The sequence below is a fragment of the Pseudomonas baetica genome, from assembly GCF_019733355.1.
GTDB lineage: Bacteria > Pseudomonadota > Gammaproteobacteria > Pseudomonadales > Pseudomonadaceae > Aquipseudomonas > Aquipseudomonas baetica_A.
Genome location: NZ_JAIHLQ010000048.1, coordinates 34,409 through 42,265 on the forward strand (window position 1 = coordinate 34,409; position 7,857 = coordinate 42,265).

General features: G+C 59.5%; 7 protein-coding genes and 3 tRNA genes. All 10 read left to right on the forward strand.

All coding sequences use genetic code 11. The features are described from left to right. The first annotated feature begins 180 nt into the window (after positions 1 to 180). Positions 181 to 1,101 (forward strand): acetyl-CoA carboxylase, carboxyltransferase subunit beta, encoded by a 921-nt coding sequence (accD, locus tag K5E40_RS29665; RefSeq protein WP_221733780.1) that lies wholly within the window; start codon positions 181 to 183, stop codon positions 1,099 to 1,101. Continuing rightward, positions 1,098 to 2,405 carry a bifunctional tetrahydrofolate synthase/dihydrofolate synthase gene (folC, locus tag K5E40_RS29670; RefSeq protein ID WP_221733781.1) on the forward strand — a complete coding sequence of 436 codons (1,308 nt, stop codon included), beginning with the start codon at positions 1,098 to 1,100 and terminating at the stop codon, positions 2,403 to 2,405. The genes accD and folC overlap by 4 nt, the downstream gene beginning before the upstream one ends. Next, a complete protein-coding gene (locus tag K5E40_RS29675; RefSeq protein ID WP_221733782.1) occupies positions 2,389 to 3,036 on the forward strand; it encodes an SPOR domain-containing protein in 648 nt (215 codons plus the stop codon). The genes folC and K5E40_RS29675 overlap by 17 nt, the downstream gene beginning before the upstream one ends. Positions 3,037 to 3,134: 98 nt before the next feature. Beyond that, complete coding sequence (locus tag K5E40_RS29680; RefSeq protein ID WP_039771589.1) at positions 3,135 to 3,695, forward strand: CvpA family protein; 561 nt, start codon at positions 3,135 to 3,137, stop codon at positions 3,693 to 3,695. Between the two features lie 41 nt (positions 3,696 to 3,736). Continuing rightward, complete coding sequence (gene purF / locus K5E40_RS29685) at positions 3,737 to 5,242, forward strand: amidophosphoribosyltransferase (protein WP_221733783.1); 1,506 nt, start codon at positions 3,737 to 3,739, stop codon at positions 5,240 to 5,242. An 80-nt stretch (positions 5,243 to 5,322) separates the two neighbouring features. Next, positions 5,323 to 6,534: an O-succinylhomoserine sulfhydrylase gene (locus tag K5E40_RS29690; RefSeq protein WP_221733784.1), complete on the forward strand. Its 1,212-nt coding sequence runs from the start codon at positions 5,323 to 5,325 to the stop codon at positions 6,532 to 6,534. Next, complete coding sequence (locus K5E40_RS29695) at positions 6,531 to 7,307, forward strand: SDR family oxidoreductase (protein ID WP_221733785.1); 777 nt, start codon at positions 6,531 to 6,533, stop codon at positions 7,305 to 7,307. The genes K5E40_RS29690 and K5E40_RS29695 overlap by 4 nt, the downstream gene beginning before the upstream one ends. Before the next feature lie 168 nt (positions 7,308 to 7,475). Beyond that, positions 7,476 to 7,551 (forward strand) — tRNA-Val (locus K5E40_RS29700). A 55-nt stretch (positions 7,552 to 7,606) separates the two neighbouring features. Continuing rightward, positions 7,607 to 7,683, forward strand: a tRNA-Asp gene (locus tag K5E40_RS29705). A gap of 94 nt (positions 7,684 to 7,777) precedes the next feature. Further along, positions 7,778 to 7,854 (forward strand) — tRNA-Asp (locus tag K5E40_RS29710). The last annotated feature ends 3 nt before the right edge of the window (positions 7,855 to 7,857 follow it).

Genomic DNA, 7,857 nt, shown 5'->3' on the forward strand with positions numbered 1-7,857 from the left:
CGCCGTCCATCAATGCACTTGCACAAAGCAGGCGAGGCTGAGGGTTTTTGGGTTGTACGAAGGTCAGTATTGCTGGCCCGGCGCCCCACCAATCATCGCCACACACATGAATTTAGCTGAAGGGCATACGCGGGGCTGCGAACCAGAGCGTTCGGGCCGCCGGTACTGGAGAAAGAAAGCATGAGCAACTGGTTAGTAGACAAACTGATCCCTTCGATCATGCGCTCGGAGGTCAAGAAGAGCTCGGTGCCTGAAGGTCTGTGGCACAAATGCCCGTCCTGCGAGGCTGTGCTGTACCGTCCGGAGCTGGAAAAGACCCTGGACGTTTGCCCCAAGTGCAACCACCACATGCGCATCGGCGCACGGGCGCGCATCGACATCTTTCTCGATGCTGAAGGTCGCAATGAGTTGGGCGCCGATCTGGAGCCGGTTGACCGTCTGAAATTCCGCGACGGCAAGAAGTACAAGGATCGCCTGACCGGTGCGCAGAAGCAGACCGGTGAAAAAGATGCACTGATCTCCGTAAGCGGCACCCTGCTGGGTATGCCGGTGGTGGTTTCGGCGTTTGAATTCAGCTTCATGGGCGGTTCCATGGGCGCCATCGTCGGTGAGCGTTTCGTGCGTGCTGCCAACTACGCGCTGGAAAATCGTTGCCCGATGATCTGCTTCGCCGCCTCCGGCGGTGCGCGTATGCAGGAGGCGCTGATCTCTTTGATGCAGATGGCCAAGACTTCTGCTGTGCTGGCGCGTCTGCGTGAAGAAGGCATCCCGTTCATCTCCGTGCTGACCGATCCGGTCTACGGCGGCGTTTCAGCCAGTCTGGCCATGCTCGGCGACGTGATCGTCGGTGAGCCGAAAGCTCTGATCGGTTTCGCCGGCCCGCGCGTTATCGAGCAGACCGTGCGCGAAAAACTGCCGGAAGGCTTCCAGCGTAGCGAGTTCTTGCTGGAGCACGGTGCGATCGACATGATCATCCACCGTCAGGAACTGCGCCCACGTCTGGGTAACCTGCTGGCACAAATGACCGGCAAGCCGACGCCGGTGTTCGTCGCAGCGCCAATCGAGCCAATCGTGGTTCCGCCGGTGCCTGCCAACCTATGACCGAGCGCACCCTTGGCGAGTGGCTCGCCTACCTTGAGCAGTTGCATCCATCGGCCATCGACATGGGGCTGGAGCGTTCGCAACAGGTAGCGTCCCGCATGGGGCTGGGCCAGCCGGCGACTAGGGTGATTACGGTTACCGGCACTAACGGCAAGGGTTCGACCTGCGCTTTTGTGGCTTCTTTGCTACGGGCGCAGGGCCTGAGTGTTGGTGTCTACAATTCTCCGCACCTGCTGCGTTATAACGAGCGGGTGCAACTCAATGGCGTTGAAGCCACTGATTCGCAGTTGTGCGAGGCCTTTGCTGCCGTAGAGGCTGGGCGCGGCGACACTTCCCTGACTTACTTCGAAATGGGCACGCTCGCGGCGTTCTGGTTGTTTCAGCAGGCCGGGCTTGACGCTGTGGTGCTTGAAGTCGGTCTGGGCGGGCGTCTGGATACGGTCAATGTGGTGGACGCCGATATCGCACTGGTGACCAGCATTGGCGTTGATCACGCCGATTACCTAGGTGATACACGCGAGTCTGTGGCCTTCGAGAAGGCCGGCATCTTCCGCCAGGGCAAGCCTGCCTTGTGTGGCGACCTGAATCCACCGCAACCGTTGCTCGACAAGGCCCGCGAACTGGTGTGCCCGTTCTTTCTGCGTGGGCGCGATTTTGACCTCGGTATCACTGATCAGCATTGGCAGTGGCGCGGGACTGACGCGCAGGGCTGTGTTGTCGAGTTGCACGATCTGCCACTGCTCGATCTGCCGATGGAAAACGCCGCGCTGGCGTTGCAGGCTTATCTATTGCTTGGTTTGCCGTGGAATGCGTCGCAGATCGCGACGGCCTTGCAGGCGACTCGTGTGGTTGGGCGTCTGGATCGTCGCGCGTTCGAGTGGAACGGCAAGCGCCTGAATCTGTTGCTGGATGTCGGTCACAATCCGCATGCGGCCGAGTATCTGGCTCGTCGTCTGGCTTCGCGGCCTCCGCTTGGCAAACGTCTGGCGGTATTCGGTTTGCTGGCGGACAAGGATCTGGATGGTGTTGTCGGCGAATTGAATGCTAGTGTCGAGCGCTGGGCTGTGGCGCCGCTCGATTCGCCGCGTGCTCGCCCGGTGAATGAATTACACGCGGCATTGCAGAACCTTGGCGCATCCGTCACGTCATACGGTAGTGTCGCCGCCGCTCTTGAAGGGCAGTGTGCAGTGGCCACAAGCGACGACGAGATTCTGTTGTTCGGATCATTTTATTGTGTCGCCGAGGCCCTTGAATGGCTGGCCCGGCGCTCCACGGAGGAAGCGGCAAATGGCTTTGCTGGATAAAGCGTACAAGCAACGCATGGTCGGTGCTCTGGTGTTGGTGGCGCTGGCGGTGATTTTCCTGCCGATGCTGTTTTCCCGTCAGGATGAGCAGCGCCAGGTCACGGTTGATGCGCCAGCTGCTCCGCAAGCGCCTGTCGTGCCGCAAGTGCAGTTGGAGCCGGTTGCCGTGCCTGAGCCGCAAGACTTGCCGCAAGAGCCTGTACCAAGTGATGAGGAGGTCGCCGATCAGGCGGCGCCTTCTGCGCCGATTGCACCGGCACCTGTGGCTTCGGCGCCAGTCGCCAAGCCGACTCCGGCACCCGTGGCCAAGCCGATTCCTGCGCCTTCTCAGCCTATTGCTGCAGCGCCGACCAAGCCTGACACTTCGCAGAGTCGCGTCGATGCCAATGGTCTGTCGGTGAGCTGGTCGGTGCAACTGGCTAGCCTGTCGAGCCGTGCCAATGCCGAAAGCCTGCAGAAAACCCTGCGCAGCCAGGGGTACAACGCCTACATCCGTTCTGCCGACGGCAAGAATCGGGTGTTCGTCGGGCCTCTGATCGAGCGCGCGGAAGCCGATCGTCTGCGTGATTTGTTGAGTCGCCAGCAGAACCTCAAGGGTTTTGTCGTGCGCTTCCAGCCTGAGCGCGGCTAAAAACTATCACGCTGATTGAAAAGCACTGACAATCGCAGCTTACCGACAGCCATGCGCTCTGCTAAAATGCGCCGCCTTATCCGTCTGTAGGCTGCACTGTGCCATTTACCTGGGTTGACTGGGCGATCGTTGCAATCATCGCCATCTCCGCTTTGATCAGTTTGAGCCGCGGCTTCGTCAAGGAAGCATTATCGCTGGTGACCTGGATCATCGCAGGAGCTGTCGCCTGGATGTTCGGTGGCTCACTGTCCGAGTACCTCGCCGGATACATCGAAACCCCATCAGCTCGCGTGATCGCGGGCTGTGCCATCATGTTTGTCGCCACACTCATCGTGGGCGCAATGATCAATTATCTTATCGGCGAGTTGGTTCGCGTCACCGGATTGTCCGGGACCGATCGATTCCTCGGCATGGCCTTCGGCGCTGCGCGTGGCGTGTTGCTGGTGGTCGTGGCGGTCGGGCTGTTGAGCCTGGGGCCGGTACAGCAGGACGGGTGGTGGAAAGAATCACAGCTCGTGCCAAAGTTTCTATTGGTCGCCGACTGGTCCAAAAACCTGATTCTCGGGTGGAGCAGTCAGTGGCTTGCCAGCGGAATCAGCGTACCCGCTGATATTCCGTTCAAGGAGCAGCTCTTGCCGTCGGCCAAAACGCCGCAGTGAGTGTTGTTCAGTTCAGATCCATTAAGTAGGGGTTGCGTCGCATGTGTGGCATCGTCGGTATCGTCGGTAAGTCGAACGTCAATCAGGCGCTGTATGACGCGCTAACCGTGCTCCAGCACCGCGGCCAGGACGCTGCCGGTATCGTGACCAGCCATGATGGCCGGTTGTTCTTGCGCAAGGATAATGGTCTGGTGCGTGACGTGTTTCATCAGCGTCATATGCAGCGCCTGGTTGGCCATATGGGTATCGGTCATGTTCGCTACCCGACTGCGGGCAGCTCGACTTCGGCCGAAGCTCAGCCGTTTTACGTCAACTCGCCTTACGGCATCACCTTGGCGCATAACGGCAACCTGACCAACGTTGAGCAGTTGGCCAAAGAGATCTACGAATCCGATCTGCGTCACGTCAACACCAGTTCCGACTCGGAAGTGCTATTGAACGTGTTCGCTCACGAGCTGGCCCAGCGCGGCAAGCTTCAGCCGACCGAAGAAGACGTGTTTGCCGCTGTCACCGACGTGCACAACCGTTGCGTTGGCGGTTACGCCGTCGTGGCCATGGTGACCGGTTACGGCATCGTCGGTTTCCGTGACCCGCATGGTATTCGCCCGATCGTATTCGGTCAGCGTCACACTGACGAAGGCGTCGAGTACATGATCGCCTCGGAAAGCGTTTCCCTGGATGTGCTCGGCTTTACTCTGATTCGCGACCTGGCACCGGGCGAAGCGGTCTACATCACTGAAGACGGCAAGCTGCACACCCGTCAGTGTGCGACCAACCCGTCCCTGACCCCGTGCATCTTCGAACACGTCTACCTGGCGCGTCCTGACTCGATCATCGATGGTGTGTCGGTTTACAAGGCCCGTCTGCGCATGGGTGAGAAGCTCGCCGAGAAGATCCTGCGTGAGCGTCCAGAGCACGACATCGATGTGGTCATCCCGATTCCTGACACCAGCCGCACTGCAGCGCTTGAGCTGGCTAACCATCTGGGCGTGAAGTTCCGCGAAGGTTTCGTCAAGAACCGTTACATCGGCCGTACTTTCATCATGCCGGGTCAGGCTGCACGCAAGAAGTCGGTACGCCAGAAGCTCAATGCCATTGAGCTGGAATTCCGCGGCAAGAACGTGATGCTGGTCGACGACTCGATTGTTCGTGGCACCACTTGCAAGCAGATCATCCAGATGGCCCGCGAAGCCGGCGCGAAAAACGTCTACTTCTGCTCGGCCGCTCCAGCAGTGCGATTCCCGAACGTGTACGGCATCGACATGCCAAGTGCTCACGAATTGATCGCTCACAACCGTTCGACTCAGGATGTGGCTGATCTGATCGGTGCTGACTGGCTGATCTATCAGGACTTGCCTGACTTGATCGAGGCGGTCGGCGGCGGCAAGATCAAGATCGAAACCTTCGATTGCGCGGTGTTCGACGGCAAGTACGTCACCGGCGACGTCGACGAGGCTTATCTGGACAAGATCGAACAGGCACGCAACGATGCCTCGAAGGTCAAGACCCAAGCGGTCAGTGCGATCATCGATCTGTACAACAACTGAGTTTCTACCGGCCCTGAGGGGCCGGTTTTGTATCTGGCAAAAGACTTCCATTTATTCAGCACAGGGCAAGGAGTGACAGCATGAGTCAGGAATGGGATGCCGGTCGGCTTGATAGCGACCTCGAAGGCGTAGCGTTCGATACCCTGGCCGTACGTGCCGGTCAGCACCGTACGCCGGAAGGTGAGCACGGTGATCCGATGTTCTTTACATCCAGCTACGTGTTCCGCACCGCTGCCGACGCGGCTGCGCGGTTTGCGGGTGAAGTGCCGGGCAACGTCTACTCGCGTTACACCAACCCCACTGTGCGCGCGTTTGAAGAGCGCATTGCGGCGCTGGAAAGCGCCGAGCAGGCAGTTGCGACTGCCACGGGCATGGCTGCGATCATGGCGGTGGTGATGAGTTTGTGCAGTGCCGGCGATCATGTTTTGGTATCGCGCAGTGTGTTCGGTTCGACCATCAGTCTGTTCGAGAAGTACTTCAAGCGGTTCGGCGTTGAAGTCGATTACGTACCCTTGGCCGAACTTTCGGCTTGGGATGCGGCGATCAAGCCCAATACCAAATTACTGTTCGTCGAGTCGCCCTCCAATCCGCTGGCTGAGTTGGTGGATATCACCGCGCTGGCGCAAATCGCTCACGCCAAAGGCGCGATGCTGGTGGTCGACAACTGCTTCTGCACGCCTGCGTTGCAGCAGCCATTGAAGCTCGGTGCGGACATCGTCGTGCACTCGGCGACCAAATTCATCGACGGCCAAGGCCGTTGCATGGGCGGCGTGGTGGCTGGTCGCAGCGAGCAGATGAAAGAGGTCGTCGGTTTCCTGCGTACCGCCGGGCCAACCCTGAGCCCGTTCAACGCGTGGATCTTCCTCAAAGGTCTGGAAACCCTGAGCCTGCGGATGAAGGCGCACTGTGCCAACGCTCAGCAACTGGCTGAATGGCTGGAGCAGCAGGACGGCATCGAAAAAGTCCATTACGCCGGTCTCAAGAGCCATCCGCAGCACGAGTTGGCCCAGCGCCAGCAAAAGGGTTTCGGTGCGGTAGTGAGTTTCGAGGTCAAGGGTGGCAAAGAGGGCGCTTGGCGCTTCATTGATGCAACCCGGTTGATTTCTATCACGGCCAACCTTGGCGACAGCAAAACCACCATCACTCACCCGAGCACCACCTCTCACGGCCGACTCGCGCCGCAGGAGCGTGAAGCAGCAGGCATCCGTGACAGTCTGATCCGTATCGCCGTAGGCCTTGAAGACGTGGTCGACCTGCAAGCCGACCTGGCGCGCGGTCTGGCGGCGTTGTGATCGAGTTGTCCACTCCGAAAGCGGGTTCCCATGGCCGCGTTGCGCTGGTCACGGGTGCCGCGCGCGGAATCGGCCTGGGCATTGCTGCCTGGCTGATCAGCGAAGGCTGGCAGGTCGTGCTGACGGATCTTGATCGGTCGCGCGGGTCGAAAGTGGCGAAAGTGCTGGGCGAGAACGCCTGGTTCATCGCCATGGATGTGGCGGAGGAAAGCCAGGTCGCGCTGGGTGTGGCTGAGGTGTTGGGGCAGTTTGGGCGTCTCGATGCACTGGTGTGCAATGCGGCGGTCGCTGATCCGCACAACATCACCCTGGAAAGCCTGGATCTGGCTTACTGGAATAGGGTGCTGGCGGTGAATCTCAGTGGGCCGATGTTGTTGGCCAAGCATTGTGCGCCCTATCTGCGCGCGCATAACGGCTCGATCGTCAATCTGGCGTCGACCCGTGCCGGTCAGTCTGAGCCGGATACTGAAGCCTACGCTGCGAGTAAGGGCGGTTTGTTGGCGCTGACTCATGCGTTGGCAATCAGTCTGGGGCCGGAAATTCGCGTCAATGCGGTCAGTCCGGGCTGGATCGATGCGCGGGATCCGTCTGCGCGTCGGGCCGAGCCTCTGGCCGATGCTGATCATGCCCAGCATCCGGCGGGCAGGGTAGGGACGGTCGAGGACGTCGCGGCGATGGTTGCGTGGCTGCTGTCGCGCAATGCCGGGTTTGTGACCGGGCAGGAGTTCGTCGTGGATGGTGGTATGACCAAGAAGATGATTTACACGGAGTAAGGAGCGAAGCCGCGTTCTCTGTGGGAGCGAGCCAGCTTGCGATAGCGGTCTGACGGTTGATGCGTTGTTCGGGATTGACTCAATTTTGTCTTTTTCAGAAAAACTTCAATCCTGCTATTGACTTAGGTTCGCTACCTGCGTAAATTTCGCGGCCTCGGAGATGCAAACGGGTGATTAGCTCAGCTGGGAGAGCGTCTGCCTTACAAGCAGAATGTCGGCGGTTCGATCCCGTCATCACCCACCACTCCCCGAGAAACTTGCGAAAGCAAGAGGTAGGCTGAAAGTGCCTCCACCGACGCGCAGCGGTAGTTCAGTCGGTTAGAATACCGGCCTGTCACGCCGGGGGTCGCGGGTTCGAGTCCCGTCCGCTGCGCCATATTTTACGAGTCAGGCATTGTCTGGTTCGAGATTGAAAAGCACCGAAGCTTTCAGTCAAAACGAGTTACTTGAGCGCAAGCTCAAAGCGATACGCAGCGGTAGTTCAGTCGGTTAGAATACCGGCCTGTCACGCCGGGGGTCGCGGGTTCGAGTCCCGTCCGCTGCGCCATAT